Consider the following 23666-nt stretch of genomic DNA (forward strand, 5'->3'; position numbering starts at 1 on the left):
GTCATAGGTGCTCGACGATTACCGTCCCCGGGCGAAGACTCAAAGGTGCGCGGTGCCGCCGCCGGCTATCATGCCTTGAGCGATCCGGCGGTTGGTCTCGTTCCAGACCGCCTCGGGCAGCTTTGGCAGCACGTCGTCCCAGAGTGGAAGACATGTGCCGCGCATCTGCATCATTCCCGCCGGGCGCGCGATCAGGAACATGTGCAGGTGGGCTCCCCCATCACCCCACCTGTTCACATGCACTCGGGCGATGCCACCAAGCGACATGATCGCTTGCTCCGCTCGCTGCAGCATGGGCCCCAGCTCGGCCGCGCGTTGCAGCGGCAGGTCGTGCAGGTCGTAGTGGCCGCGCGGCTGGAGGAGCACCATCGCCGGGAGTGCGGCCGGCTCTGGGAAGCCGCCCAGCCGCCAGTGCTCGTCGGTCCACAGGAAGTCGGCATCCGGGCGGTTACAGCCGCCGCAGTCCTCCGGTCCGGCCTCACCTTGTCGAGGTGGTTCGGGCAGCGTCGGTTCCTGCAGAACCTTGATTCGCAGGTCTCCCTCGTACGGGAAAACCTCCCAGAACGGGATGCCCTCGGCCGGAAAGGGGATCCGCTCCCCGATCGGCAGACGCTTCACGTACTCGCTCGGCTCGACGCTCATGACGCAGAGCCTTACACAACACCCGATCGACGATCACCCCACCGCCCGTCGTGTGCTAGGTCTGTGGGTTGCGCTCGGCCGACGGGGCTCCGGCGATTGGGGCCTGTCCGCGGATCAGGTGACTACATAGGCGGCGACGATGGAACGCGTTGACGTGCCCGAGAACTTCGCCCAGTCCGCGGCTAGGGACCGGGTGAACGACTACGACGGTTTCGCCGAGGCGTACTCGGCGGAGAACGAGAACAACCTCGTGAACGCGCACTACGAGCGGCCCGCGATGCTGGCCCTCGCCGGAGACGTGGCGGGCCGTCGTGTCCTGGACGCCGGTTGCGGTTCGGGCCCCCTGTCCGCCGCACTACGCGACCGCGGTGCGGTCGTCACCGGCATCGACGCCAGCACCGGAATGCTGGCGTTGGCCAGGCGCCGGCTCGGTGACGACGTGGCCCTGCACAGGGTCGACCTGAGCGACGACCTGCCGTTCGCCGACGGTGCCTTCGACGACGTGGTCGCGTCCCTGGTGCTGCACTACCTGGAGGACTGGGGACCGACGCTGGCCGAGCTGCGACGAGTGCTCAGCCCCGGCGGCCGGCTGATCGCGTCGGTGGACCACCCTTTGGTGGCCTACACGTTCTCCGATCCTCGGCCCGACTACTTCGCGACCACCAACTACACCTTCGACTGGATGTTCAACGGCCGGTCCGTCCCGATGAGCTTCTGGCGCAAGCCACTGCACGCGATGATCGATGCCTTCACCACCGCCGGTTTCCGTCTTTCCGTCATCAGCGAACCACAGCCCGACCCGGCCACCCGTGAGCTGTTCCCCGACGACTTCCACGATCTTTCGACCAAACCCTGCTTCCTGTTCTTCGTCGTCGAGGCACCGCCGTCGCCCACCGGCGCGGACGACTAGCCGGTCGCGGATCACGAGCGGAGCCAGAGTCGGTCCGAGGCGACGATGGCGGTGCCGTGGAAGATCAGTCAGCAGTGAAGGGCCACGCCATCTTCAGGCAGACTCACCTAGTGGAGATCGAGAAATTGCCTGATCCGCGCGTACTGCTCGTGGAGACCGACTGGGGCGCCCTGGACACTGCCTTCGCCGCAAGAGACGAGGACCATCCGTTCGGGGCCGTGCTGTCCACGCGGGCGGCGCTGGGCGCTCTTACCTCCGGTGGCCGGGATGCCGTCACCCGCGCTCTGGACCACCTTTCGGATGTTGTGCTGCATCAGGAATGCCTTTACGGCGAGACGGGCGCTGCGGCCGTTTACGTCGCCGCGCTCCTCGCCGACCACGACAGTCAGGAGGCACTGGCCCCTGCGTGGGAGGCCGGCCGCCGGCCGTTGCGCGCCAAGCTGCTGAACTGGCTGGCAGCGGTGGCCCACACGGTCAGCGACGTCATGGAGGAGCAGTGGAAGGAGTGGGACGGCTCGTTGGCCTCCTCCCCGGTCTTCCAGGAGGTCCGCGCGTTGCGTCCCGCCTTGTTCCGAGCGGTGTCCGCCTGCATCGCCGATCCTGATCCCGCCGTTCGCGAAGCGGCCCTCGCCGCTTCCATCCCCCTGCTGGACGCTCCCGAGCTGTTCCATGACCGGGCGGCTCTGATCCCCGTACTGCGCCGTGAACTGGCAGCCAGCCCCGAGCAGGGCCACCGCCTGGTCGCAATCTTCGGATTGCGAGCCTGGGGGGAGGACACCACGGCACTCGCCGCCCACGCCGAACTCATCGAGCACGAACGGCGCGAGGAGGAATGGCGTCAGCGGCAGAGCGCGCGGTTAAGAGGAGAATCCCGCGAACCCGCCTTCGACGAACCGCCTTTCTGACCCGCCCGCTGTCATCAGCATGCCGCCGCCACGCAGACTCGGCGCGACGTGACGCTGGCGGAACTCAGCGGGGTTCCAGCGAGCACTCGCCCCTCTGCCAGCTCGGCCGTAGGGGGCTGTGGGGGGCGGGAGCCCTCCACATCGGGTGGTCCGGAGGGTCGTCCCCCCGGGTCGGCACGGGCCTCCGGCCGGAGTCGAACCGGCGACCATCCGCTTCAAGGAAGAGCAACCGCCCCGCTGGCGATGTCCCCGCTGAGGTCAAGGATGGTCCTCATACCAGCGCGACCATTGCCCCGCCTCGTCACCCGCGACGAGGAAGATCGCCGCACGATCTGGGTCGAAGACGAACAGTATCCCGATCTCAGGGGCGCGGTCAGACTTCAGGGCGAAGGTGGAGCGTCAACGGACAAACGACCGTCACCCCGAAGCCTGATCTGCTCGGCGTATCGCCGCGATCACCTAAAGGTGACCCCGAACCTCTGCCCGCGGGGGGCGTGGGGGGCGGAGGCCCCCCACATCGGGGGGTTCCGGGGGGTCGCCCCCCCGGGGCAGATACAGAGCCTCCGGCCGGAGTCGAACCGGCGACCATCCGCTTACAAGGCGGACGCTCTGCCATCTGAGCTACGGAGGCCTGCTTATGCAGCGTCACCACGATAGCGCGTGCGGCTAGCGGGATGGGTGGGCTGGGGATCATGGCCTTGGCTGCCACTTGTGGCACTCCGGCCCTCCCCCGCTCCTTCTGGCCCGGCCCCTCACTCCGGTTAATGAACTGTGGTTCAATAACTCCATGGTACGGCCCAGGCACATCACGGACGAGCGGTTGCTCACGGCGGCCGGGCGGGTTGTCAGTCGGCTCGGGCCCAGCTTCACTCTGGCCGACGTGGCGGCTGAGGCGCAGGTCGCGGTGGGGACGCTCGCTCAGCGGTTCGGGTCCAAGCATGGGTTGCTCGTCGCCATGACCAGGGCCGCTGTCGACAACGTACGCGGGCAGATGCGTGGTTCGGTCTCGGATGCCGGTGGGGCGGACGCGGTGGTCCACGTACTCGTGGCGGCGTACGCGCCTCTCGACGACGCGGCCACGGCCGCCAACAACCTGGCGCAGCTCGCGGCCGATCTGGCCGATGACGAGTTGCGAGGGCTCATGGCCGAGTTCTACGCGGCGATGGAGGCCGAGGTGGCCGCGGTGATCCGTCTTGCGGCCGGAGTCCTACCGGGGGCTCCCCCCGCGCCGGTGGCGGCTCGGATTCTGACCGCGGTGGCCGATGGCACGGCGATCCACTGGTCGGCTCGGCCGGAAGGCGGGCTGTGCGACCGGATGCGGGCCGATCTCGCGACGGTACTGGCCGGCTGGCGTGCTCCAGAGGCCCAGCACGAACCAAGAAGGAGAGCAATATGAGCGGTCCACTGGACGGACAGGTCGCCCTGGTGACCGGCGGTACGCGCGGTGCGGGTAGGGGCATGGCGGTCGAGCTCGGGGCGGCCGGGGCCACGGTGTACGTCACCGGGCGCACGACCCGGGAGTCGCGGAGTCCGATCGGGCGAGCGGAGACGATCGAGGACACCGCGCAGTTGGTGACCGAGGCCGGCGGGCTGGGGATCGCGGTCCGATGCGATCACATGGTGCCGGACGACGTGGCGGGTCTCGTACGGCGGATCGAGGACGAGCAAGGAGGGCGGCTCGACGTACTGGTCGACGACACCTGGGGCGGCGACCAGTGGATCGAGTGGAAGCCGCTCTGGGAACACGACCTCGACAAGGGGCTGCGGGCGCTGCGCAACGGGCTGGAGACCCATCTGATCACGCTGCACACCGTCCTGCCCCTGCTCGTACGGCGTGGGCGCGGGCTGGTCGTCGAGATCACCGATGGGGACTACATGTTCAACGACCGCTACCGGGGCTCGATGTTCTTCGACGTGGTCAAGGTGGCCATCACCCGGCTCGGCAAGATGCTCAAGGAGGAGCTGGAGCCGCACGGGGTCACCTCGCTGTCGCTCACGCCCGGGTTCCTGCGTTCGGAGGAGATGCTCGAACACTTCGGGGTCACCGAGGAGAACTGGCGCGACGGGATCGCCAAGGACAAATGGTTCGCCATCGCCGAGTCACCGCGTTATATCGGCCGCGCCGTCGCCGCGCTCGCGGCCGATCCCGACGTCTCCCGATGGTCCGGGCAGTCCCTGTCATCCGGGGTGCTGGCCAAGCACTACGGCTTCACCGACCTGGACGGCTCACAGCCCGAGGTCACCCGGTTCTTCGCCGACGCCTTCTTCGGCGACAAGAAGGACGCCGACGCGGCCGACTACCGATAGCGCGCAATTCCCCGAGAAATGGCGCCTTCCACTAAGGTGACCTGGCCCTTATAAGCGACCGGCCAATCAAGGGCACTCAAAACGGGGGGTTCACATGAACATGGCCATTCCTCCAGGCCCGCCCGGCCAAGGTGGCGCGGGCCTCGGCGGCCCTCCAGGACCCGGCGGCCCTCCAGGACCCGGCGGCCCTCCAGGACCGGGTGGCCCAGGACCACGCGGCCCAGATGGCATGCCGGGTCCGGGTGGCCCGCCGGGGGCTTGGCAAGGGCCTCCCGGAGCCTGGCAAGGGCCACCGCCACCGGGTCCCTGGCAGGTCCAGCCGCCAGCGCCGCCCCTGCCCAACGGACCGGCAGGCTCGCCGGCCGGCCCCACGGGCCCAGGCGTCCCGAACGGCCCGATGGGCCCAGGCCGAGGCCCAGGCCCAGGCATGGGCGGACCGGGTTACAACGGACCGGGATACGGCGGACCGCCGCCCTACGGATACCCGCCGGCCCCCCAACCGCAGCGACGCAAGCAGAACCGGATGATCATCGGCATCGCCGTACCCGTGATCGTGGTCCTGTTCATCGTGGCGAGCGCGCTCTCCAACGGTAAATCGGCCCCGACCGGCGAGTGGAAGGCCGGGCAGTGCGTGAGCTCCGAGGGCCGCATCGGCGACCAGGCGGGCAAGGCGTTCCACCGGACCGGCTGTGGCTCGAGCGACGCCAAGGCGAAGGTCACCAAGATGACCGCTTCCGTCCTGATCGGGGGTCCGACCGACTGCCCCGACGACACTGACGCCATGGTCAGTGTCGACCAGGCGCACTCGATCAACGTCGGCAAGGAGGTCGCGTGCATCCGCAACCTCAGCGCGCCACACCCCGGCGACGTGGGTCAGGGGGGTGGGGTGTTCCGGGCCGGTGACTGCATTCTGGACCCCCAGCAGTCCTCACACCTTCAGGAGACCGCCTGCGCCTCGCCGCACTGGGGGACGGTGCTGCGGTGGGCGGCCGATGCCGCTTCCTGCCCCCAGGGCGAGTCCTACGACGCGGTCCCCCTGTTCGCCTCCAAGCAGGCCCTCTGCGTACGCCGCGGATAGACCCGATCTGACCGGCCGGGCGACGCCGAGGTAGTCATCTGGGCGTCGCGCGGCCGGGCGGCGTCAGCGGTGGCGGGCGATCTCGTACAGCGCGATGCTGCCCGCGACGCCGGCGTTCAGCGACTCGGCCTTGCCCGGCATCGGGATGTTGATGAGCAGGTCGCACGTGTCGGCGACCAGGCGCGACAGGCCCTTGCCCTCCGAGCCGACCACCAGCACCAAAGGTCCGTCGGCGGCGTCCAGGGCGTCGACCCCCGTGGCACCGCGGGCGTCCAGGCCGGCCACGAACAGGCCCGCGCTCTGGTACGCCTTCAGCGCTCGTACGAGGTTGGTCGCACGGGCGACCGGGACCGAGGCGAGCGTGCCCGCCGACGCCTTCCACGCACCCGCGGTCACTCCGGCCGCGCGGCGTTCGGGCACGAGCACCCCGTGGGCGCCGAACGCCGCGGCGGAGCGTACGACGGCGCCGAGGTTGCGCGGGTCCGTCACGCCGTCGAGCGCGACGATCAGCGGTTTGGTGCTCAGCTGCAGCAGGTCGTCGGGGTGCGCGTAGTCGTACTCGGGCACCTGCAGGGCGATGCCCTGGTGCACGGCGCGGTCGGTCATCCGGTCGAGCTCGATCTTGCCCGCCTCCAGCAGGGCGACGCCGGCGTCGGTGGCCAGCTTGATCGACTCACGGATGCGGTCGTCCGAGGCGCCCGTCATGACGTAGAGGGTGCTCGCGGGGATGCCGGCGCGCAGGGCCTCCACGACCGGGTTGCGGCCGGTGACGATCTCCGGGCCCTCCGGCGCGGGGCGCCGTTGCGGGCGGTCCCCGGCGGCGGACGAATCGCGCCGTGGGCCGGTCGTGACACTCCCCGTCCGAGTGGCCGCCTTGGTGGCACGCGCCGTCTGACGCTTGCCGTACCAGTGCCGGTCCTCGGCCTTCGGGGTGTGACTCGACCCCTTCTTGCGACGCTTGGCCATCCATGTCCTCCGCGAGTGCCCAGGGCGACGATCCGCCCCGGCACAGACTACGCGGAGTCGCGACCCGAACCGTCCCGAAGCAACCGCTCGATGCGCTCCAGACGCGCTTCTATGGCCGCCAGCCGGCCCTCGATCGCGGACCCGCCGGAGGCGAAGACGCCCGGCGCAGGCCGCGACTGCTGACGGGAGCGCAGCACCGTGAGGACCGCGCGGCGCAGCTCCTCGAAGTCGACGCCCAGGCGCTTGAGCACCTCCGCTCCGCCGCCTTCGCCCTCGCGCAGGAGGCCGAGCAGGATGTGCTCGCTGCCGATGTAGTTGTGGCCCAGTTGCAACGCCTCGCGCAGCGAGAGCTCGAGGACCTTCTTGGCGCGTGCCGTGAACGGGACGTCACCGGCGTGCGGCTGCTGTCCCCGGCCGACCATGTCCTCGACCTCGGCACGTGCGGGCGCGAGGCCGGCGCCGAGCGAGGTGAGGACCTGGACCGCCGTCTCCGTGTCGTCGCGCAGCAGGCCGAGCAGGATGTGTTCCGTGCCGATGTGCTCGTGGTCGAGCAGCCGGGCTTCTTCCTTGGCGTAGACCACGACGCGGCGGGCGGTGTCGGTGAACCGCTCGAACAAGTGGACCACCTCGAGAACGGTGGGGTGTGAAGCCTCTCGAACGTTACGTCCCCGGACTCTCACCCACCAATCGCATCAGGAACGTTTGAGTTCCCAGCGCGGACCGCGCGGGGTGTCCTCGATGAGGATGCCGGCGGCGGTGAGACGGTCGCGGATCGCGTCGGCGGCGGCGTAGTCCTTGCGCTCGCGTGCGGCCTGCCGCTGCTCGATCGCCAGGGACACCAGCGCGTCGAGCACGCCGCTCAGATCCTCGTCCGCGCCTTCCCACGGCGGCGACAGCGGGTCGATGCCAAGGACGCCGAGCATCGCGCGCAGCTCGGCGAGGACGCGTACGAGCGTGTCCTTGTCGCCGGCGGTCAGCGCGGTGTTGCCCTCGCGGACCGCCTCGTGGATGACGGCGAGCGCCTGCGGCACCCCGAGGTCGTCGTTCATGGCGTCGGCGAACGCCTGCGGCAGCGTGCCCGGCTCCACCCGCCCGGCCATCTCCACCGCGCGTACGACGAACGCCTCGATGCGCCGGTACGCGGCGGCGGCGTCGTGCAGGGCCTCGTCGGAGTAGTCGATCATCGAGCGGTAGTGCGCGGAACCGAGGTAGTAGCGGACCTCGACCGGGCGCGCCTTGTCGAGCAGGTCCGACAGGAGCACGACGTTGCCGATGGACTTGCTCATCTTCTCGCCGTTCACGGTGAGCAGCCCGTTGTGGACCCAGTAGCGGGCGAACTCGTCACCGGCGGCGGCCGACTGGGCGAGCTCGTTCTCGTGGTGCGGGAAGATCAGGTCGACGCCGCCGCCGTGGATGTCGAAGGCCGGGCCGAGGTACTTGGTGGCCATCGCGGAGCACTCGAGGTGCCAGCCCGGACGGCCTGGGCCCCACGGGGTCTCCCAGCTCGGCTCGCCGGGCTTGGCGCCCTTCCACAGCGCGAAGTCGCGCGGGTCGTGCTTGGCGTGATCGCCGACCGAGTCACCGGCGGCCCGCATGCTGTCGAGCCGCTGGTGCGACAGCGAGCCGTACCGGCCCGACCACGACATGACGTCGAAGTAGACGTCGTCGCCGACGTTGTACGCGTGCCCGTCCTCGATGAGCCGCCGCATCAGCGTGATCATCTCCGGTACGTGGCCGGTCGCTCTCGGCTCCACGGTCGGCGGCAGGCAGCCGAGCTCGTCGTAGCCCTTGTTGAAGACGCGCTGGTTGGCCTCGGCGACCGCGAACCACGGCGTGCCCGTCTGCGCGGCGACATTGATGATCTTGTCGTCCACATCGGTCACGTTGCGGACGAACGTGACGTCGTAGCCGGACGCGACCAGCCAGCGGAACAGCAGGTCGTACGTCACGCCGGAGCGCATGTGGCCGATGTGGGGGGCGGCCTGCGGCGTGGCACCACAAACGTAGACGCCCGCATGGCCCGCGGTCAGCGGGGTGAATTCGCGGATGCCACGGGTACCGGTGTCGTAGAGGCGCAGGCTCACGCGTAAGAGGCTATTCGATGCGGGTCCGCCCCCGGCACGGAAATCCGCTTTGTTGGGCGATCCCGGACGCTCAGGATGCCCTGACGGCGATCGCGCTCAGCCACGCCTCATTCCGTCTGGACCCGCTGTACGTGACGCGCCAATTCACTGAAGGCGACGGCATTCGGCACCTCTCCGGCAGTGGCCGTCATACCGGCCGTACGGTCGCGGCGGTTCATGTAGACCATGCCGTTGCTGATCTCGACCGAGGCCACCTGCGGCCACGGCACCTGCTCGTCGTCCTTGGTGATGCCCTCGCGGGAGATCGTGAACGGTCCGAAACGCACCGAGCCGCCCGTCTCGACCCGGGAGATGTACTTGGGCAACAGCCGCTCGGTCACCGCCGAGGACACGGCCTCGACCACGTCCTGCACGCCGGGGAACTCCGGGCCCACGACGGCCTCCGTGCTGTCGGCGCGGACCAGCACGCAGCGCCAGCTCACCGTCTCCGACGAGCCGATGCGTACGCCGGAGACGCGCATCTCCTTGATGGCGTCCCAGGCGAAGACCTTCATGTCACCGCGGTCGGCGAGGATCAGTCCGTTCCCGTAGAGGTAGACCACCTTGCCGTAGCCCGGCAGGACGTCACGGAGCAGGATGCGGCCGGCCGCGCCGAGGTAGCCGATGGTGAGCAGCACGCTCAGCACCGTGGCCCACCCGAACCCGTGGATCAGGAATCTCACGGTGAAGGGCAGCAACACCAGTCCGGGCAGCCCGAGGACCACCAGCCAGGTACGGGCGCGGGGGTTCTCAGTACGCGGATCATGGACGCTGACCGGCTCGCCGAGCCGCTCATCCTTCGCAAGACCGTCGATGGGGGGAGGAATGCTCACATCTCTCAAGGGAACACCATGATCGAGTGCCGTGGCCGACAAAACAACACGAATGGCCGCATACCCAAAAGCGCACGACCCGAAGCGGCACAACATCCTTCCGGTACGGCTTCCAGAGCCCGCACGGGGGGTATGCCAAGAGCGGGTACGGCCGATCTCCCGGCGACACGCGGCCCGCGCTCACACCGACAACCGCTGAATACGGCCAAGATGGTGGTCACCCCGTTCGCCCCGATGGTTGGCTTCCCCCCAAATGACACTCACCCCCACGCAATATTCGAAGGCACAGCGAAGGTTCCTGGCGACGCTCGGCGGCCTCGGCGTCGTCGCGCTGGCCGCCGGCACCTTCGTGCTGTCCTATGACGACCTGCGCCTGCTGGCGCTCCGCGGCGGCGCCGCACGGCGCTGGGCGTACCTCTATCCCGGGATGCTCGACGGCCTGGTCGTCGTGATCATCCTCGCGATCTTCACCGCCCGCCGGTCCGGCTGGTTCGCCCGCTCGGTGCGCTGGCTGCTGCTGATGGTGCTGATCGTCGGGGCGGGCGCGGCCAGCGTGCAGCGCGCGGTCAAGGGCTACGCCGCCCTCCCGGACACCTGGGTGAACGTCGGCGTCGCCGTGGCACCCTGGACGATCCTGATCCTCGCCGTCTGGCTCTGGATCTCGATGATCAAGCAGATGCCGGGCCTCCGCGAGCGCCGTCGCCGGCGGTCCGGTGGCGCTGCCGAGGGCGAAGGACCCGCCGGGCCCGTGGAGCCGGTGCCCGCGACCGTCGTCGACAAGGCGATCATCCCGGGCTTCGAGCCGGCGGAGACCAAGCCGCTGCCCCGCCCGGCCTCCATCAGGGAGCTGGAGCCGGTACGCGAGCCCGTACCCGCCGGTGAGGCGGAGTCGAACCCCTGGGACGCCGCGCTGCTGGCGCCGCCTGAGCCATGGGAGGGCGCGCGCCTCTCCGGATCCCGCGACGACGAGTACGGGCCGGTGGAGCCGAGCGACCCCGTGCCCCCGTCCTGGGGCGGCGCCGGCCAGCCGGCGCCTTCCGGCGACGCGCACACCGAGCCGACCGAGACCGTACCCGCCTCCCGGGCCCCCCAGCCGGAGGCGGACGAGCCCGAGCCACTGTTGCCGCCCGCGCCTCGCCACGACGGCCTCCACCCCGAGACGGCGGAAGACCCGGCCGAGCCCGATCCCGAACCCCTGGCGGAGGCGCCGATGAACGACCAGCCCGCGGAACCGGCCGAGGACGAGCCGTCTCCGCGCCTTGTGGCCAGGACCACCCTGCCCACCGACGTGAGGCTGGTCGGCGGACCGCGGCGGCAGCCCGCCCTCACCGACACCCAGCCGGACGGCATCAAGCTGCCGGACACGCACCCCGACGGCATCCCGCTCGTCGGCACGGCCGCCGAGGAGGAGGACGACGACGGGTTCGCCGACGAGCGCGCCGAGGACCCGGACGCCGGAGAGGACACCACGAGCGCGGGCCGGTGGCCCGACGACGACATGGAGGCGACGCCGCCGTCCAGCAAGTTCCGCAGCTCGCCGACGCCGCCACGGGACTGAGCGGGCCGCGTACGGGCGGATTCGGATGAGGCCCGTAATGCCCCCCTCGACTTGGTGAAACCTGCTCTGAGGGGGAACGCTTAGTAAATGAGTACCTGGGTGCCCGTGCCCGAGGGCAGCGGTTTCGGAGTGAACAACCTCCCGTACGGTGTCTTCTCCCAGCGGGGCGAGCTGCCGCGCGTCGGCGTCGCCATCGGGGAGCTCGTGCTCGACCTGGCCGAGCTGGCGAACGCGGGGTTGCTCGCCGACCGGAGATGGTTCGCGTCGGGATCACTTAACGGGTTCATGGCCGCGGGCCGTACGGTCTGGCAGCCCACCCGCGACCGGCTCATCACCCTGCTCACGGACATGTCCTACCGCGACGAGGTCGAGCCGTGCCTGTCCCCGGTGGCCGACGTCGACCTGCACATGCCGTTCGAGGTCTCGGACTACGTCGACTTCTACTCCTCACGCGAGCACGCGACGAACCTCGGGCGGATCCTGCGCCCCGGCTCCGAACCCCTGCTGCCGAACTGGTCGCACCTGCCGGTCGGCTACCACGGCCGCGCCGGCAGCGTCGTCCCGTCGGGTACGCCCGTCGTACGGCCCAGCGGGCAGCGGCGCGGTGACCAGGGCCCGGTGTTCGGCCCGACGACCAAGCTGGACGTCGAGGCGGAGCTCGGTTTCGTCGTGGGCACGCCGTCGGCGCAGGGGCAACCGGTGCCGACGAGCGGGTTCCGCGACCACGTGTTCGGGTTCGTCCTGGTCAACGACTGGAGCGCGCGGGACATCCAGGCGTGGGAGTACCAGCCGCTGGGGCCGTTCCTGTCCAAGTCCTTCGCGACGTCCATCTCGCCGTGGGTGGTGCCCGTCGAAGCCCTGGACGCCGCCCACGTACCGCCGCCGGAACAGGATCCGGAACCCCTGCCGTACCTGCGCTGCGCGGAGCCCTGGGGCCTGGACGTGACCCTGGAGATCTCGATCAACGGCCATGTGGTGAGCCGGCCGCCGTTCGCCGGGATGTACTGGACACCGCCGCAGCAACTGGCGCACACGACCGTCAACGGGGCGTGGCTTCGTACGGGTGACCTGCTCGCGTCCGGGACCGTCTCCGGAGCCGAGCGGGACGAACGCGGCAGTCTTATCGAACTCACCTGGAACGGCAACGAGCCGCTCGAACTGCCCGACGGCACCACGCGCGCCTTCCTGGAGGACGGCGACACGGTACGCATCAGCGCCACGGCGACCGCGAGCGACATCACCCCGATCGGCTTCGGCGACGTCGTCGGGACGGTCTACCCGTCACCCTCCTGAACTGCAGCGGAGAGCCGACAAGGCAGGGGCTGGGGCTGGGTGGCGTCGCCTTGGTGCCCGGGGTTATCCACAGAACCCCGCTCTACTTCCGCCTGTCGCTGTTCTGGCTGGACAATGAGAGTGGGATGGCACCCCCGGGCGGGTGGGCTCCAGGTGGGTGGGCTCCAGGTGGGTGGGCTCCAGGTGGGTGGGCTCCAAGACCGGCAGGCTCCAAGACCGGCAGGCTCCAAGACCGGCAGGCTCCAAGACCGGCAGGCTCCAAGACCGGCAGGCTCCAAGACCGGCAGGCTCCAAGACCGGCAGGCTCCAAGACCGGCAGGCTCCAAGACCATGGGAGCCCGAGCCGAGGGCTTCGAGACAGGCCGAAGCCGTACCGGCCGACCCCTCCGCCGTACGCGGGCCGGGCATCGCGGCCGTCCCGCCTCGGTTGAGCCTGGGTGTCCCTTGCGGCGGGTCGGTAAGGCGGCCGAACGGATCGGCGGTGCCGGGAAGCGAACTCGCCCCCATCGGCGGGCCGCGCGGCGGCGGCTACTGGAAGACGAGAGCGGTGGCGATCGCGGCGATGCCCTCGCCGCGGCCCGTGAGGCCCAAGCCGTCGGTCGTCGTGGCGGAGACACTGACCGCCGCGCCCCCCAGAGCCTCGCTGAGGGCCTTTTCCGCCTCCTGGCGGCGTGGGCCTATCCTCGGGCGGTTTCCGATGATCTGGATGGCCACGTTGCCGATCGTGTAGCCGGCCTCGTCCAGGCGGCGCAGGACCTCGGCGAGCAGAGTGGTGCCGGAGGCACCCGACCAGCGGTGGTCGCTGGTGCCGAACACCGCTCCCAGGTCTCCGAGGCCGGCCGCGGTCAGCAGGGCATCGCATGCCGCGTGGGCGGCGGCGTCTCCGTCGGAGTGGCCCTGGAGGCCATCGCCCTGGCCGGGCCAGTCAAGGCCCGCGATCCGCAGGGGACGCCCCGAACCGAACGGGTGGACGTCGACTCCGACGCCCACCCGTGGGACAAGTGTTGCCAACCGGCTAGCCGGCCAGTACTTCGTCGAGGAGCGCCTCGGCCTTGTCCTCGTTGGTCTTTTCGGCCAGCGCCAGCTCGCTGACCAGTATCTGACGTGCCTTGGCCAGCATGCGCTTCTCGCCTGCCGACAGGCCACGCTCCTTGTCACGCCGCCAAAGATCCCGGACGACCTCGGCTACCTTGTTCACGTCGCCCGACGCAAGCTTCTCGAGGTTCGCCTTGTAGCGTCGCGACCAGTTGGTGGGCTCTTCGGTGTATGGTGCCCGCAGCACCTCGAACACCTTCTCCAGCCCTTCCTGGCCAACCACGTCACGAACGCCGACGAGCTCGGCATTCTCCGCAGGGACACGAACTGTGAGATCGCCCTTGTCGACCTTCAACACCAGGTAGGTCTTGTCCTGACCTTTGATGGCACGAGTCTCGATGGCTTCGATCCGAGCAGCCCCATGATGGGGGTAGACGACAGTGTCGCCGACCTTGAAAGTCATGTGACAAGTACCCCTTCCGCTATGGATAAGGGTAGCACGCTGCGAGGACCTGCTGAACCGACGTTACCGGCATATGCGCAGGTCAGCACGGTAATTAGGGTATTGACAAAGCTCGAATCACGTGCAGCACCCAGCCTCACCGATCGGATTGGCCGGCACCGCGCACACAGCGGCGGAAGCGGCTCATACTGGAGTTGGACGGATCGGCACGGGTCTGAAGCCCCCTGAGCCCGGCTCGGCGGGAGCCTCGGTACCCGCGCACGACCACAGTGGTCCGAGAAGGTAGGTGTGGCGTGGGGCTTCACGGCGACCATGACGACTACGGGCTGCCCAAGGTCGACGTCGTCGTACCGGATGACGCCAGAGAGCTTGATCGTGACGTCATCGCGTACCGGCGTGAGCTGCGACAACGGCGCCGACATGACCGCTGGCAGCGGCTCGGACGTCCCTTCACGCGCTACGGCATCGCCGCCCCCTTCATCGCCAGTGCCGTGCTCATCGCCTTGATCAGTGGCGTGCTGATGACCGTCATCTCACCTCGCCCGAACCCCCGCGCCATCCAGGTCCCGCCGACCGGGCCGCAGCGTTCGCGCCCGGGAGACGCCGGTGGAGCACTGCCCGCCGGCAACGTGATCTTCCGTCACAAGCGTGTCCCCGTCACCGATCTCGTGAATGTCGCCGGAGTCGTTCTTGTCGTACCCCGTGACTGCCGCTGTGACGCCGCCGCCCAGGGCGTCATCCGGCAGGCGGGCGATCAGCGGCTCCAGGTCTGGCTGGTCGCCGACGACCGTACGGACAAGAACGACGGCGACGTCAGCCGCCTCGCGAGCGGCGCCACGCCCGGCGGCACCCTCGTCGCCGACGACCCCGACCGGGTGCTCTCCTCGACGTACAGGACGACCGGGCTGACCGCGGTCCTGGTACGCACCGACCGGATCGTCCGCAAGATCCTCAAGGGCATCCAGGCCGGCCGCGACGTTTCCGCCGATCTTCGGCCGCTGCAGACTCCGAGCTGAACACGCGCGGGACACGGCCTCGTCGGCCCCCCGCATCGTCGCGCCACGGGTACCGCTACGCTTCCCTGTGGCGTTTAGCGCGCCCACCCGAAAGATCCGGAAATGCTCCACTCCCGCAAGGAGAGTACGACGCCGTGAGCCGCAACAGCCGCAGGGCCGCTGCCATCGCCGTGGCCGGCGTGTTCGCCGTCGCCCCGCTGGTGTCCGCTTGCGCGGCCGGGCAGCATCCGCAGAGCGCGCTGCCGACCCAGCTGAACGAGGGCGTCAACGCCTCCGCGCATCTGGTCGACATCCGCAACGCGTTCCTGCTGGGCCCCGCGTCCGGGCAGAAACTCGCCGCGGGCGACTCGGTGCCGCTCTACGCGTGGTTCGTCAACAACGCCGCCTCGCCCGACCGCCTCGTCGCCGTCGAGGCGCCCGGCGTGGCCCAGTCGGTCGAGATCGCCGGCGGAGCGGTCGACCTGCCGCCGAGCAGGCTGATCACCACGGTCCAGCCTCCCGCGCCGCCACAGGCCCCCGGCACGGCTCCGAGCGTCACGCCGACTCCCACGCCCACGAAGGCGAAGGGCCGTGCGGTCAAGCCCCGGCATACGCCGGGTGCCGGCCAGTCCCCCAAGGCCACCACGGGTACGCCCACGCCCGGCGCCTCCGGCAGCAGCGCGCCCGCCACTCCGCCGGTCGCCCCGCCTCCGAGCCCGTCGACCTCGTCCAAGGTGATCCTCAAGGGCATCACGAAGGGTTACTCGGGCGGTGAGACGGTGCGGCTGACCCTGCACTTCCAGCAGGCGGGAACGATCGCCCTGAACATCCCGGTGGTGCCGCGCAACGGCTACTACAGCACCTACTCGCCCGCACCGGCGGCGCCGGCGCCGTCCGCCACGCCGCCAGTGGCACCGCCCGCGGCCGCGGACAAGAGCAAGACGCAGAAGAAGACCAGGACCCACAAGACCAAGACGCAGCACACCACGTCGAAAAAACGGCCCTCGGCCACGCCGACGGCCTGAGACGGCGACTCCCGCCTCATGATCCCCGCGTGGGACCATGAGGCGGGCTGTCACTCGTCGGGCTCGAACTTGTAGCCGAGACCCCGCACCGTGATGATGAAACGCGGTGTCGACGGGACCGGCTCGATCTTGGCCCGCAGACGCTTGATGTGGACGTCCAGGGTCTTGGTGTCCCCGACGTAGTCCGCGCCCCACACCCGGTCGATGAGCTGCATCCGGGTCAGCACCCGGCCTGCGTTGCGCAGCAGCACCTCCAGGAGTTCGAACTCCTTCAGCGGGAGCGGCACCTCGCGGCTCGAGACGGTCACGACATGGCGTTCGACGTCCATGCGCACCGGTCCGGCCTCAAGGGTGGGCGGGGCGAGCTCCTCGACGTCGCCGCGGCGCCGCAGCACCGCGCGGATACGGGCGACGAGCTCCCGTGAGGAGAACGGCTTGGTGACGTAGTCGTCCGCGCCCAGCTCGAGGCCGACGACCTTGTCGACCTCGCTGTCCTTGGCGGTCAGCATGATGACGGGGACGTTGGACTTGGTGCGCAGCTCCCTGCACACCTCTGTGCCGGGCAGCCCGGGCAGCATCAGGTCGAGCAGGACGAGGTCGGCACCGGCGCGGTCGAACGATTCGAGGGCATCCGGTCCGGTCGCCGCGACGGCGACCTCGAAGCCCTCTTTCCGCAACATGTACGACAGCGCGTCGCTGAACGACTCCTCGTCTTCCACGACGAGCACTCGGGTCACTAGGGGGCCTCCCGTACGGTGGCTTGATCGATCTGTTCCTTCGCGGATGCGGAGGTGGTCAACAGGGGCAGGCGGATGGTGAACGTCGATCCGGAGCCTTCTTTGCTCCAGACGTTGACCTCGCCCCGGTGCCGGGTCGCGGCGTGCTTGACGATGGCGAGTCCGAGACCGGTGCCACCGGTCTGCCGGGAACGCGCCGGGTCGACCCGGTAGAAACGTTCGAAGATGCGTTGCAGGTCGGCCTCGGGGATCCCGATGCCCTGGTCGGTCACGCTGATCTCCGCGTGCCGCTCGTCGGCCAGCCGGGTGCAGACGACCACCCTGGTGTGCTCGGGACTGTAGGCGATCGCGTTGTCGATGAAGTTGCGCACCGCGGTGATCAGGAGCTCCTCCTCGCCGTGCACCTTGAGACCCTCGCGGCCGCCGATGGCAAGGGTGATCTCCTTGGGCTCGGCCTTGAGCCGGCAGCGGTCCACCGCGTCGTGCACGACGTCGTCGAGCGAGACGACCTTGGGCTCGGCGACCGGCTCTCCGCCCTGCAGCCGGGAGAGCGTGATCAGGTCCTGGACGACATTGGTGAGGCGGACCGACTCGTGCTGCATGCGCTTGGCGAAGCGGCGCACGGCCTCGGGGTCGTCGGCGGCGTCCTCGATCGTCTCGGACAGGAGCGACAGGGCGCCCACCGGGGTCTTGAGCTCGTGGCTGACGTTCGCCACGAAGTCGCGGCGGATCGCGTCGACCCGGCGGAGCTCGGTCAGGTCCTCGGCCAGTACGAGGACGAGGCCGTGTGAACCCATGGGCGCGACGCGTACCGCGAACCAGCGGCCCTCGCGGCGCCCGTGGATGACCTCGATCTCCTCTTCGCGGATCTCGCCGTCGCGGCGTACGAGGCGCGCCATGGCCAGCAGCCGGTCGATCACCAGGCGATCGCCGCTGACGATGCCGAAGGCGCGCGCGGCCGAACTGGCCCGCAGGACGCGGTCGTCGCTGTCGATCACGACCGCGGACGAGCGCAGAACGCTGAGCACAGAGGCAACGCCGGTCGGCAGACCGGCGGCCTGAGGGATGGCCGGAGCGGGGCGCTGGGCACGTTCGCTGGCCCGTACGGCCAATGCGGTCACCAGACCGGTCACCAGCCCTGCGGCGCCTGCCAGAGTCGCGACAACCTCCACATCCACATCTTGGATCGTAGGCTGGACTCTGACCAGGTCTGTTCCCCTATGCGCTTACCCGCAAGTACGTTCGTGCAAAGTTAACCTGCACCTACACAACCGTTCATGGCGGGCGACAATCCTGCTAAACGGATAAAAGTGTCCACTGAGTGCCTAACTGAAGGATTCGAATGCGCGACGCCTACCATGAGGAGCTCGACGGACTCTCCGACAAGCTCGTGGAGATGACGCGGCTGGTGCGGTCGGCGATGGCCCGGGCCAGCACCGCCCTGCTCGACGCCGACCTCCGCCTCGCCGAAGAAGTGATCGGCGCTGACGACCAGGTCAACAAGCTGGAGACGGAGATCGAGCAGACCGTCTTCGACCTGATGGCCCGCCAGCAGCCCGTCGCCAACGACCTGCGCACTCTCATCACCGCCATGCGCATGAGCGGTGACCTCGAGCGCATGGGCGATCTCGCCGTCCACCTCGCCAAGACGGCGCGGCGGCGCCACCCGGAGTCGGCCATCCCGCCGGAACTCCACGCGACCGTCCTGGAGATGGGCCAGATCGCCGAACGCATGATCGCCAAGGCGGGCAGCGTGATCGCCTCACAGGACGTCCAGATGGGTCTCGAACTGGACGTCGACGACGACCAGATGGACCGGCTGCACCGCAAGCTGTTCGACGCGCTGCTGTCGCCGAAGTGGGGCCATGGGGTGGAGCCGGCCGTGGACATCTCCCTGGCCGGCCGCTACTTCGAGCGTTTCGCCGACCACGCGGTACACGTCGCGGAGAACGTCGTGTACCTGGTCACCGGCCAGCACCCCGAAGAGATCGGCGAGGTCGCGCTCTGACGCGTCCCCAGGACGAGGAAGCCCCGGCGGTCGCGCCGGGGCTTCTTTGGTTTCAGCGGTGATGCCGGCGCGACCGTCAGGCGGAATCGGCCGGTACCTGATCACTCGACCACGAGCGGCCCCCTTGCCTGCGGCGGAAACGCAGGCAAGGGGGCCTTTCCATGATCGGTCCTACTTCTTGCCCTGGTTCTTGACGGCCTCGATGGACGCCTTCGCGGCCTCCGGGTCGAGGTACTCGCCGCCCTTCTTCAGCGGCTCGAAGTTGTCGTCCAGCTCGTACAGCAGCGGGATTCCGGTCGGGATGTTCAGCCCCGCGATGTCGTCGTCGGAGATGCCGTCGAGATGCTTGACGAGCGCGCGCAGGGAGTTGCCGTGCGCGGCGACCAGGACGGTGTTGCCCGCCGCGAGATCCGGCACGATCGCGTCGTACCAGTACGGCAGCATCCGGTCGACCACGTCCGCGAGGCACTCGGTGCGCGGGACGATCTCCGGCGGCAGCAGCGCGTAGCGCGGGTCGTCGACCTGCGACAGCGGGTCGTCGTCGGCGATCGGCGGCGGCGGGGTGTCATAGGAGCGGCGCCAGGTCATGAACTGCTCCTCGCCGTACTCCTCGCGAGTCTGCGCCTTGTTCTTGCCCTGCAGCGCACCGTAGTGCCGCTCGTTGAGCCGCCACGAACGGCGTACGGGGATCCACAGCTGCTCGGCCGCGTCGAGCGCGATGTTGGCCGTGCGGATCGCGCGCTTGAGCAGGGAGGTGTGCACGACGTCGAGCCGCAGGTCGGCGTCGAGCAGGAGGTCGCCGCCGGCGACCGCCTCCTCCTCCCCCTTTTCGGAAAGGTCGACGTCAACCCAGCCGGTGAACAGCCCTTCGGCGTTCCAGACGCTCTCTCCGTGCCGGAGAAGTACCAATGTCGCCATAGCCAGCGAGCCTACTGGGTCCCATAACACCCCAAAGCGGCGATACCCGGGTCAGAACGATGCGGCTGACACAATGGGCGCTCTGGACGATCCGGAGGGGCGCCCCATGCAGACCGGCCGGCCCAGCATCACCGCTCTCGGTGTCGCCGCAGCACGCGCGGCGCACCAGGAGATCGAGGACGGTCGCGTGTTCAGCGACCCGCTCGCGGCTCGCATCCTCGGCCCGGACGCCGGCGACCCGGCCTTCGAGACGTCCTTCGACGCCGCGAACGAGATGGCCCGGCTGGTCGTGACCGCTCGTGCCCGCTACGCCGAGGAGGCCCTGGCGGCGGCGGTGTCGCGCGGAGTGCGCCAGGTGGTCATCCTCGGGGCCGGCCTGGACACCTTCGCCTACCGCAGCCCGTACGGACCTGCGGGGCCGCGGGTGTTCGAGGTGGACTTTCCCGCCACCCAGGAGTGGAAGCGCGAGCGCCTGGCCGCCGCCGGGATCGCGGAGCCGCCATCGCTGACCTTCGCCCCGATCGACTTCGAGCGGTCGAGCCTGGCCGGGGGCCTGGCCGAGGCGGGGTTCGACGCCGACCGCCCGGCGTTCTTCGTGTGGGCCGGCGTGGTGCCCTACCTCACGCCCCAGGCGGTGCTCGGGACGCTCGCCTTCATCGCCGCCCTCCCCCGAGGTTCCGGGGTCGTCTTCGACTACCTCGATCCACCGGACACGCTGGCACCGCCCTTCCGCGCCGCGCACGAGGCCCGCGCCGCCTGGACCGCCGCGAACGGCGAGCCCCTTCTCAGCCACTTCGCCGCCGAGGATCTTGTCGCGCAGCTACGTGACCTGGGCTTCCGCGATATCGAGAACCTCGACTACCACGACGTCTGCACGCGGTACGAGAGCGGCATGGCCACCCCGCCACCGGGAGCGGGCGCCCACGTCATCGCCGCGACGATCTAGGTGCACCGACCCGCGCGGGAGGTGGGTCAGCCGGTCCGGCTCAGTTCTTCCGGCCGACGCCTGCGAGGAAGTAGGGGCGCCGGTACTTTTCGGCGATCCGCCTGGTCTCCTCTGAGTCCGGGCGCCATTGCGCAACGTTGACCAGGCCGGGTTCGGCGAGTTCGAGGTCGCCGAAGAACCCCGCGATACGGTCCGGGCTGCGGGCCACGATCGGGGTCGTGGAGTGCTTGTAGACCTCGGTGACGCCGGGGACCGACCGGGGCAGCGCCTCGCCGCAGACGTGGCTGAGCACGAGGTGGCCGCCGGCCGGCAGGGCTTCGCGGAAGCGTGCCACGATCGACTCCGGGTCGTCATCGTCCTGGAGGAAGTGCACGATGGCCACCAGGAGGATCGCGATCGGCGCGTCGAAGTCGAGCCGCTGCCGCACCTCGTGGCTGTCCAGGATCTCCTTCGGGGAACGCAGGTCCGCGTGGACGATGTGGACGTTCTCCGCCCCGCCCAGGATGGCCCGGCCATGGGCGAGCACCACCGGGTCGTTGTCGACGTAGACCACGCGGGAGTCCGGGGCGGCGTCCTGCGCCACCTCGTGGACGTTGCTCTGCGTCGGCAGGCCGGTCCCGACGTCAAGGAACTGGCGGACTCCCGCCTTGGCGAGGTAACGGACGGCGCGGCCCATGAACGCGCGGTTCTGCCGGGCGGCGAGACGGATCTGCGGCGCGAACTCCAGGGCCTTCTCGGCCGCGTCGCGGTCGGAGGCGAAGTTGTCCTTGCCGCCGAGGTAGTAGTCATACATCCGGGCCGCGTTGGGGGTGTGAAGGTCGACCTCTTCCGGGTCTTCCATGACGTCCCTCCGTCCGATCCCGCGCTTTCCGGACAGAGCTTAACTAGACGAGGCGACTCAGAGTTACGGAATCACCGCAAAACTAGAATCTGTTCCTATTTGGCCAGAATGAGCGGCATCGCCTCATTCCTTTGCATCTGGGAGGATCCGGGCGAACGGCTGGAGGTTGGCGAGGCTCTCACCGCGCTTGACCCGCCAGTCCCACTCCCGCTGGATCGAGCCGGCGAATCCGAGCTCCAGCGCACGGTCGAAGTTGTCGTCGGAGTAGGTGAGCACGCAGCCGAGGATGCGGTCGATCTCCTCCGGCGTGACCGCCGACAGCGGCAGCCGCCCGACGAGGTAGACGTCGCCGATCGGGTCGAGGGCGAACGCCACGCCGTACATGCCGCCGTTCTTGCTGAGCAGATGACGGTAGAACTCCGCGTGGTTCTCGTCCGGCTGACGGCAGAAGAACGCCTCGACGTGCAGGCTGTGCTCCCCGGCGACGAGCCAGGTCATCGTGGCCAGCTTGTGCTGTCCGGGGAGCTTGACCAGGTACGCCCCGGCGCGCGGCCGTTCGTACTCCAGTCCCTGGTCCTCCAGGATCACCTTGAGCGCCTCGTCCGGATCGGCCTCCGAAGCGGCGTCCAGGCCGGCGTCCGAACGGCCGGAATCCTCGCTCATAACGGCTCCTCAGGTCGGCGGGAAAGGGCACCATCATGTCGCGGGTTCACGCCGAGGCGGCCATCGCCCGCTCTCCTACGGCCTTGGCGTAGATCTCCAGGAGCCGGTCGGCCGTCGCCTCCCAGCCGAACGCCGCGCCGTGCCTCGCCGCCTCCGCCGACATCCGGCGCAGCCGGCGCGGGGCGTCGAGCAGGTCGAGCAGCACGCGCGCGTAGTCGGCCGGCTCGTGCCCCCGCACGAGTACGCCGGAGACGCCGTCACGTACGGCCGTCTTCAGACCGCCGACCGCCGCGGCGACCACCGGGGTGCCGCACGCCTGTGACTCGACCGCCACCAGCCCGAAGGACTCGCTGTGCGACGGGACGACCGTGATGTCCGCCGCGCGGTACCAGTCGGCCAGCTCGGACTGCGGACACGGCGGCTCGAAGCGCACCATGTCTGCTACCCCCAGCCGCGCCGCGAGCTCGACGAGCTCACGCGGACGGGAACGGCCCGAGCCGCTGGGCCCGCCCACGACGGCGACCAGCAGCCGGTCGCGCAGCCGTGGCTCGCGCTCCACCATCGCCGCGGTGGCGCGGATCAGCACGTCGGGTGCCTTCAACGGCTGGATGCGGCCGACGAACAGCAGCACCGACCGGTCCGGCGGCAGCCCGAGGCGGCGACGTGCCTCCACGTGCGACGGCTTCGCCTCACCCGGAGCCTCCGGGGTGAACGTCGTCAGGTCGACACCCGGCAGAACCGTCTCCACCTGCTGCGGATCCGCGTCGTACAGCGTGCGGAGCTGGCTCGCCTCATCCGCGGTGTTCGCGATGAGACGGTCGGCGCTGTCCACGACCCGCTGCTCACCCAGTACGCGGCCGAGTGGCTCGGGTGTGTCGCCGTCGGCGAGCGCGGCGTTCTTGACCTTCGCGAGCGTGTGCATCGAGTGGACGAGCGGGACGCCCCAGCGCATCCGCGCGGCATGGCCGGCCTGCCCCGACAGCCAGTAGTGCGAATGGATCAGGTCGTAGTGGCCCGGCTCGTGTGCGGCCTCGGTGCGCAACAGTCCCGAGGTGAAGGCGCACATCTGGTTCGGTAGTTCGGACTTGTCCAGTTCCTCCAATGGTCCCGCCGAGACGTGCCGGACGAGCACCCCCGGTGCGAGTTCGGCCACCGGCGGGAGCGTGCGCGAGGTCGCCCGCGTGAACAGGTCGACCTCGATCCCGCGCTCCGCCATTCGCTTGGCGACCTCGACGATGTAGACGTTCATTCCCCCGGCATCCCCCGTCCCCGGCTGGTCCAGGGGCGAGGTATGGACGCTGATCGTCGCCACCCGGGCAAGACGTGACACGGACACCACCTCCGATAGGAGAACCTACCGACCACAACGTGACATTCCCGTCACCGGATCTCCCCGGTCGGCCGTCGGCCAAACGGCTGC

Annotated in this window: 23 protein-coding genes, 1 tRNA gene and 1 pseudogene; 11 read left to right on the forward strand and 14 right to left on the reverse strand. The window is 69.6% G+C overall.

Annotation, left to right across the window (positions count from 1 at the left end):
* Nucleotides 1-39: 39 nt before the first annotated feature.
* Nucleotides 40-642: an HIT family protein gene (locus tag FB559_RS08725; protein WP_141955127.1), complete on the reverse strand. Its 603-nt coding sequence runs from the start codon at nucleotides 640-642 to the stop codon at nucleotides 40-42.
* Nucleotides 643-781: 139 nt separating this feature from the next.
* On the opposite strand from FB559_RS08725, the gene FB559_RS08730 reads away from it, so the two are divergent.
* Both FB559_RS08730 and FB559_RS08735 read left to right on the forward strand, forming a co-directional pair.
* Entirely contained in the window at nucleotides 782-1552 is a 771-nt protein-coding gene (locus FB559_RS08730; protein WP_141955128.1) for a class I SAM-dependent methyltransferase, read from the forward strand.
* Nucleotides 1553-1662: 110 nt separating this feature from the next.
* Complete coding sequence (locus FB559_RS08735) at nucleotides 1663-2457, forward strand: hypothetical protein (protein ID WP_141955129.1); 795 nt, start codon at nucleotides 1663-1665, stop codon at nucleotides 2455-2457.
* 558 nt (nucleotides 2458-3015) lie between these two features.
* Here FB559_RS08735 and FB559_RS08745 read toward each other — a convergent pair.
* Nucleotides 3016-3088: transfer RNA gene (locus FB559_RS08745), tRNA-Thr, on the reverse strand.
* Nucleotides 3089-3244: 156 nt separating this feature from the next.
* Here FB559_RS08745 and FB559_RS08750 point away from each other — a divergent pair.
* From FB559_RS08750 to FB559_RS43730, 3 genes are all read left to right on the forward strand, one after another.
* Nucleotides 3245-3853, forward strand: coding sequence for a TetR/AcrR family transcriptional regulator (locus tag FB559_RS08750; RefSeq protein ID WP_141955130.1), 609 nt, complete (start codon nucleotides 3245-3247; stop codon nucleotides 3851-3853).
* Nucleotides 3850-4764 carry an SDR family oxidoreductase gene (locus FB559_RS08755; RefSeq protein WP_141955131.1) on the forward strand — a complete coding sequence of 305 codons (915 nt, stop codon included), beginning with the start codon at nucleotides 3850-3852 and terminating at the stop codon, nucleotides 4762-4764. Before FB559_RS08750 ends, FB559_RS08755 begins: the two co-directional genes overlap by 4 nt.
* 523 nt (nucleotides 4765-5287) lie before the next feature.
* Entirely contained in the window at nucleotides 5288-5842 is a 555-nt protein-coding gene (locus FB559_RS43730; RefSeq protein WP_185792102.1) for a hypothetical protein, read from the forward strand.
* Between the two features lie 63 nt (nucleotides 5843-5905).
* Here the strand turns inward: FB559_RS43730 and rlmB are convergent, their stop codons facing one another.
* The 4 genes and pseudogenes from rlmB to FB559_RS08780 form a co-directional block, all read right to left on the reverse strand.
* The gene (gene rlmB, locus FB559_RS08765; RefSeq protein ID WP_141955133.1) at nucleotides 5906-6808 is read right to left on the reverse strand and encodes a 23S rRNA (guanosine(2251)-2'-O)-methyltransferase RlmB; all 903 of its coding nucleotides are present in this window, start codon (nucleotides 6806-6808) and stop codon (nucleotides 5906-5908) included.
* 167 nt (nucleotides 6809-6975) lie between these two features.
* A pseudogene (locus FB559_RS08770) lies at nucleotides 6976-7425 on the reverse strand (Clp protease N-terminal domain-containing protein); the annotation flags it as partial.
* Nucleotides 7426-7500: 75 nt separating this feature from the next.
* Nucleotides 7501-8892 (reverse strand): cysteine--tRNA ligase, encoded by a 1392-nt coding sequence (cysS, locus tag FB559_RS08775; RefSeq protein WP_141955134.1) that lies wholly within the window; start codon nucleotides 8890-8892, stop codon nucleotides 7501-7503.
* Nucleotides 8893-8999: 107 nt separating this feature from the next.
* Nucleotides 9000-9764: a DUF6585 family protein gene (locus tag FB559_RS08780; RefSeq protein ID WP_141955135.1), complete on the reverse strand. Its 765-nt coding sequence runs from the start codon at nucleotides 9762-9764 to the stop codon at nucleotides 9000-9002.
* 253 nt (nucleotides 9765-10017) lie between these two features.
* Between FB559_RS08780 and FB559_RS08785 the strand changes: the two genes are divergently transcribed.
* Both FB559_RS08785 and fahA read left to right on the forward strand, forming a co-directional pair.
* Nucleotides 10018-11322 (forward strand): DUF2637 domain-containing protein, encoded by a 1305-nt coding sequence (locus FB559_RS08785; RefSeq protein WP_141955136.1) that lies wholly within the window; start codon nucleotides 10018-10020, stop codon nucleotides 11320-11322.
* Nucleotides 11323-11409: 87 nt separating this feature from the next.
* A complete protein-coding gene (fahA, locus tag FB559_RS08790; RefSeq protein ID WP_141955137.1) occupies nucleotides 11410-12615 on the forward strand; it encodes a fumarylacetoacetase in 1206 nt (401 codons plus the stop codon).
* A gap of 528 nt (nucleotides 12616-13143) precedes the next feature.
* On the opposite strand, the gene ispF is transcribed toward fahA, so the two are convergent.
* Both ispF and FB559_RS08800 read right to left on the reverse strand, forming a co-directional pair.
* On the reverse strand, nucleotides 13144-13605 hold the full coding sequence (ispF, locus tag FB559_RS08795; RefSeq protein WP_141955138.1) for a 2-C-methyl-D-erythritol 2,4-cyclodiphosphate synthase: 462 nt from the start codon (nucleotides 13603-13605) through the stop codon (nucleotides 13144-13146).
* A gap of 25 nt (nucleotides 13606-13630) precedes the next feature.
* The gene (locus tag FB559_RS08800; RefSeq protein ID WP_141955139.1) at nucleotides 13631-14113 is read right to left on the reverse strand and encodes a CarD family transcriptional regulator; all 483 of its coding nucleotides are present in this window, start codon (nucleotides 14111-14113) and stop codon (nucleotides 13631-13633) included.
* A 293-nt stretch (nucleotides 14114-14406) separates the two neighbouring features.
* Between FB559_RS08800 and FB559_RS08805 the strand changes: the two genes are divergently transcribed.
* Nucleotides 14407-15129 carry a hypothetical protein gene (locus FB559_RS08805; RefSeq protein WP_141955140.1) on the forward strand — a complete coding sequence of 241 codons (723 nt, stop codon included), beginning with the start codon at nucleotides 14407-14409 and terminating at the stop codon, nucleotides 15127-15129.
* A gap of 134 nt (nucleotides 15130-15263) precedes the next feature.
* Entirely contained in the window at nucleotides 15264-16133 is an 870-nt protein-coding gene (locus FB559_RS08810; RefSeq protein ID WP_141955141.1) for a hypothetical protein, read from the forward strand.
* A 50-nt stretch (nucleotides 16134-16183) separates the two neighbouring features.
* On the opposite strand, the gene FB559_RS08815 is transcribed toward FB559_RS08810, so the two are convergent.
* Together FB559_RS08815 and FB559_RS08820 are read right to left on the reverse strand one after the other, a co-directional pair.
* Entirely contained in the window at nucleotides 16184-16861 is a 678-nt protein-coding gene (locus FB559_RS08815) for a response regulator (protein WP_483902904.1), read from the reverse strand.
* 8 nt (nucleotides 16862-16869) lie between these two features.
* Nucleotides 16870-18048: a sensor histidine kinase gene (locus tag FB559_RS08820; RefSeq protein WP_141955143.1), complete on the reverse strand. Its 1179-nt coding sequence runs from the start codon at nucleotides 18046-18048 to the stop codon at nucleotides 16870-16872.
* Nucleotides 18049-18212: 164 nt separating this feature from the next.
* On the opposite strand from FB559_RS08820, the gene phoU reads away from it, so the two are divergent.
* Nucleotides 18213-18878 carry a phosphate signaling complex protein PhoU gene (gene phoU / locus FB559_RS08825; RefSeq protein ID WP_141955144.1) on the forward strand — a complete coding sequence of 222 codons (666 nt, stop codon included), beginning with the start codon at nucleotides 18213-18215 and terminating at the stop codon, nucleotides 18876-18878.
* A gap of 171 nt (nucleotides 18879-19049) precedes the next feature.
* Here phoU and FB559_RS08830 read toward each other — a convergent pair whose 3' ends face one another.
* Nucleotides 19050-19796: a phosphoglyceromutase gene (locus tag FB559_RS08830; RefSeq protein WP_141955145.1), complete on the reverse strand. Its 747-nt coding sequence runs from the start codon at nucleotides 19794-19796 to the stop codon at nucleotides 19050-19052.
* 106 nt (nucleotides 19797-19902) lie between these two features.
* Here FB559_RS08830 and FB559_RS08835 point away from each other — a divergent pair, with 106 nt between their 5' ends.
* Nucleotides 19903-20742, forward strand: coding sequence for a class I SAM-dependent methyltransferase (locus tag FB559_RS08835; protein ID WP_141955146.1), 840 nt, complete (start codon nucleotides 19903-19905; stop codon nucleotides 20740-20742).
* A gap of 40 nt (nucleotides 20743-20782) precedes the next feature.
* On the opposite strand, the gene FB559_RS08840 is transcribed toward FB559_RS08835, so the two are convergent.
* The 3 genes from FB559_RS08840 to mshA form a co-directional block, all read right to left on the reverse strand.
* The gene (locus tag FB559_RS08840) at nucleotides 20783-21583 is read right to left on the reverse strand and encodes an SAM-dependent methyltransferase (protein WP_141955147.1); all 801 of its coding nucleotides are present in this window, start codon (nucleotides 21581-21583) and stop codon (nucleotides 20783-20785) included.
* 123 nt (nucleotides 21584-21706) lie between these two features.
* Nucleotides 21707-22246: a type III secretion system chaperone family protein gene (locus tag FB559_RS08845; protein WP_141955148.1), complete on the reverse strand. Its 540-nt coding sequence runs from the start codon at nucleotides 22244-22246 to the stop codon at nucleotides 21707-21709.
* Between the two features lie 46 nt (nucleotides 22247-22292).
* Nucleotides 22293-23576 carry a D-inositol-3-phosphate glycosyltransferase gene (gene mshA / locus FB559_RS08850; protein WP_425455058.1) on the reverse strand — a complete coding sequence of 428 codons (1284 nt, stop codon included), beginning with the start codon at nucleotides 23574-23576 and terminating at the stop codon, nucleotides 22293-22295.
* Nucleotides 23577-23666 lie beyond the last annotated feature (90 nt).

The sequence above is a fragment of the Actinoallomurus bryophytorum genome (genome assembly GCF_006716425.1).
Taxonomy (GTDB): Bacteria; Actinomycetota; Actinomycetes; order Streptosporangiales; family Streptosporangiaceae; genus Actinoallomurus; species Actinoallomurus bryophytorum.

Bases quoted from the DNA above. Each gene is read 5' to 3' on its own strand.
- FB559_RS08840 (WP_141955147.1), bottom strand. From the start codon at position 21,583: ATGGAAGACCCGGAAGAGGTCGACCTTCACACCCCCAACGCGGCCCGG.
- rlmB (WP_141955133.1), bottom strand. From the start codon at position 6,808: ATGGCCAAGCGTCGCAAGAAGGGGTCGAGTCACACCCCGAAGGCCGAG.
- phoU (WP_141955144.1), top strand. From the start codon at position 18,213: ATGCGCGACGCCTACCATGAGGAGCTCGACGGACTCTCCGACAAGCTC.
- FB559_RS08830 (WP_141955145.1), bottom strand. From the start codon at position 19,796: ATGGCGACATTGGTACTTCTCCGGCACGGAGAGAGCGTCTGGAACGCC.
- FB559_RS08845 (WP_141955148.1), bottom strand. From the start codon at position 22,246: ATGAGCGAGGATTCCGGCCGTTCGGACGCCGGCCTGGACGCCGCTTCG.
- FB559_RS08785 (WP_141955136.1), top strand. From the start codon at position 10,018: ATGACACTCACCCCCACGCAATATTCGAAGGCACAGCGAAGGTTCCTG.
- FB559_RS08800 (WP_141955139.1), bottom strand. From the start codon at position 14,113: ATGACTTTCAAGGTCGGCGACACTGTCGTCTACCCCCATCATGGGGCT.
- FB559_RS08750 (WP_141955130.1), top strand. From the start codon at position 3,245: ATGGTACGGCCCAGGCACATCACGGACGAGCGGTTGCTCACGGCGGCC.
- FB559_RS08730 (WP_141955128.1), top strand. From the start codon at position 782: ATGGAACGCGTTGACGTGCCCGAGAACTTCGCCCAGTCCGCGGCTAGG.
- FB559_RS43730 (WP_185792102.1), top strand. From the start codon at position 5,288: ATGATCATCGGCATCGCCGTACCCGTGATCGTGGTCCTGTTCATCGTG.
- FB559_RS08725 (WP_141955127.1), bottom strand. From the start codon at position 642: ATGAGCGTCGAGCCGAGCGAGTACGTGAAGCGTCTGCCGATCGGGGAG.
- FB559_RS08835 (WP_141955146.1), top strand. From the start codon at position 19,903: ATGCAGACCGGCCGGCCCAGCATCACCGCTCTCGGTGTCGCCGCAGCA.
- fahA (WP_141955137.1), top strand. From the start codon at position 11,410: ATGAGTACCTGGGTGCCCGTGCCCGAGGGCAGCGGTTTCGGAGTGAAC.
- FB559_RS08755 (WP_141955131.1), top strand. From the start codon at position 3,850: ATGAGCGGTCCACTGGACGGACAGGTCGCCCTGGTGACCGGCGGTACG.